This window comes from Paractinoplanes toevensis (genome assembly GCF_018332695.1).
GTDB classification, from domain to species: Bacteria; Actinomycetota; Actinomycetes; order Mycobacteriales; family Micromonosporaceae; genus Actinoplanes; species Actinoplanes toevensis.
Genome location: NZ_BOQN01000216.1, coordinates 1 through 2,155, shown reverse-complemented (window position 1 = coordinate 2,155; position 2,155 = coordinate 1). Strand labels below are relative to the sequence as shown.

Sequence of the window (2,155 nt, the reverse complement as noted above, 5' to 3'; positions counted from 1 at the left end):
CGGTGTGCTCGCCGATCAGGTTGACCCGGCCGGGGGCGGCCCAGAGGCCGGCCGGTTCGGTGCCGAACTGCTGCCGGAAGACGTCGGCGGCGCTCATGCGACGTGCGAGCGGTAGAACGTCCACGCGTCGGCGATCATCGCCTGCAGGGTGTTCTTCTCCGGCACCCAGCCCAGCTCCGCGCGGGCCTTGGCCGAGGACGCGACCAGGGTGGCCGGGTCGCCCTCGCGGCGCGGCGCCATCTCGGCCGGCAGCTCGCTGCCGGTGACCTCGCGGGCCACCTCGACGACCTCGCGGTTGGAGAAGCCGTTGCCGTTGCCCAGGTTGTAGATGCGGTGCTCGCCCGGGGTGGCCGCGTCCAGCGCCAGCAGGTGCGCGCGGGCCAGGTCTTCCACGTGGATGTAGTCGCGGACGCAGGTGCCGTCGGCGGTCGGGTAGTCGTCGCCGAACAGCTGCAGCTTCGCCCGCTTGCCCGCGGCCACCTGCAGGGCGATCGGGATGAGGTGGGTCTCGGGGTCGTGCCGCTCACCGATCTCGTAGCCGTCGCGGATGTAGGCGCCCGCGACGTTGAAGTAGCGCAGCGAGACGGCGGCCAGCTTGTGTGCGTAGGTCTCCGAGGTCAGCGCGTGGTCGAAGGTCAGCTTGGTGGCGCCGTAGGTGTTGGTGGGCGCCTTCGCCGCGGACTCGGTGATCGGCAGCTCGACCGGATTGCCGTAGACGGCGGCGGTGGACGAGAAGATGAACCGGGGCACCCGGGCCGCACGCACCGCGTCGAGCAGGGCCAGGGATTTCACCACGTTGTCGTGCCAGTACAGTTCCGGCTTGGTCATCGACTCGCCGGCCGCGATCAGGCCGGCGAAGTGCAGCACGGCGTCGAAGCCGGAGTCGGGGGTGAGCACGTCGGCCGCGTCGCGGATGTCCTTCTCCACGAAGGTGGCGTCGGGCGCGACGGCCTCCCGGAAGCCGGTGACGAGGTTGTCGAGGACGGTGACCTCGTGCCCCGCGTCGAGCAGCAGTCGGCTGGTGACGCTGCCGACGTAGCCGGCACCCCCGGTGACGAGCAATTTCACGACGTGTAACCCCTCAGTCGGCACTTTTCGACAAGTCTAGGCCGGTCATGAGTTTCCGCCATGACCGATCACAAGTCAACATAGTCGAACAGCCGATGGGCCCTACTTCGCCAGTAGGTAAAGGCTCACCGAGGTGGGCACGGCCTCCAGCCGTACGGCGAAACGGGCGAAAGCCTGCGTGCGGTTCACGCCGTACTTGTCGAGCTTGTAGTTGGCCAGCAGCCAGTCGGCGATCTGAGTGCGCTCGTGCGGTGCCAGCACCGCGCCCCAGCAGTCGCTCACCATCTTGCCGACCAGGGTGTCGGTCAGCTTCACGAACCCGGTGCCGAGCGAGTTGTCGGCCAGCGTGCACCGGACCAGGCTGGGTGACGGGTTCGTACCGGTGCCCTCCTGCTGCACGCTGAGCGTCAGCTTGCCGTGCCCGGTGGGGTAGTCGACGGTGGTTCGCTGCACCCGCACCACGTCGTTCTGCACCACCTCGAGATCGGTGTGCCAGTGCGATTTCCAGGCTTTGGTCAGGGTGGCGGCGCGTACCGTCGGAATAGGTGTCTTGTCCCTCGTGCCGGTCACCGTTGCGGTCTGGCCCTCGGGCGGTGCGGCGGACGGCCCGGCCGAAGCGGCGGCCACCGATGTGGCCGATGTCGCACTTGCCGGAGCCGATGCCGCGCTGCTCGGACCGGTCGCCGGCGGCGCCGAAGGCTCGCTGCAACCGCTCGCGACGAGCCCCGCCAAAATGACGCTGACCAGCGATTTTGTTGATGAATGCACGATGTTTTCTCCCCGTTTTGCCGCAACGCGGGTCGAGTGTACCGATCCGCCCCAGCGGTGTTGCATTGTGATCAATCAATGTGTTTCATTGGTCGCGCACTATGCATTCACGGGGGAAGGACACAAGTGAAAAGACGAATAGCGGCATATGCCGCTGCCATCGGGATGGCCGTTTCCGGCCTGACCGGTCTCGCGACACCGGCCCTGGCCGCGCCCAGTTGTTACGAGCAGTCCTGCAACGGCACCGAGGTGGCCGGCACGAACTGCACGACGGGCGCGTTCGGCATCGACGGCTTCAAGGTCGTCGACGGCACCACCA

Annotated in this window: 5 protein-coding genes; 2 read left to right on the top strand and 3 right to left on the bottom strand. The window is 67.7% G+C overall.

Going from position 1 to position 2,155, the window contains the following annotated elements:
* The 3 genes from Ato02nite_RS50680 to Ato02nite_RS50670 all read right to left on the bottom strand — a co-directional run.
* Nucleotides 1–97 (bottom strand): galactokinase family protein (locus Ato02nite_RS50680; RefSeq protein ID WP_213013926.1); only part of this gene is annotated, 97 nt, incomplete at its 3' end.
* Complete coding sequence (gene galE, locus Ato02nite_RS50675) at nucleotides 94–1,068, bottom strand: UDP-glucose 4-epimerase GalE (RefSeq protein ID WP_213013925.1); 975 nt, start codon at nucleotides 1,066–1,068, stop codon at nucleotides 94–96. The genes galE and Ato02nite_RS50680, both read right to left, overlap by 4 nt.
* Before the next feature lie 102 nt (nucleotides 1,069–1,170).
* A complete protein-coding gene (locus Ato02nite_RS50670; protein ID WP_213013924.1) occupies nucleotides 1,171–1,638 on the bottom strand; it encodes a hypothetical protein in 468 nt (155 codons plus the stop codon).
* Between Ato02nite_RS50670 and Ato02nite_RS50665 the strand changes: the two genes are divergently transcribed.
* Nucleotides 1,628–1,966, top strand: coding sequence for a hypothetical protein (locus Ato02nite_RS50665; protein ID WP_213013923.1), 339 nt, complete (start codon nucleotides 1,628–1,630; stop codon nucleotides 1,964–1,966). The genes Ato02nite_RS50670 and Ato02nite_RS50665 overlap by 11 nt on opposite strands.
* A partial coding sequence (locus Ato02nite_RS50660) for a hypothetical protein (RefSeq protein ID WP_213013922.1) occupies nucleotides 1,963–2,155 on the top strand: 193 nt, incomplete at its 3' end. The genes Ato02nite_RS50665 and Ato02nite_RS50660, both read left to right, overlap by 4 nt.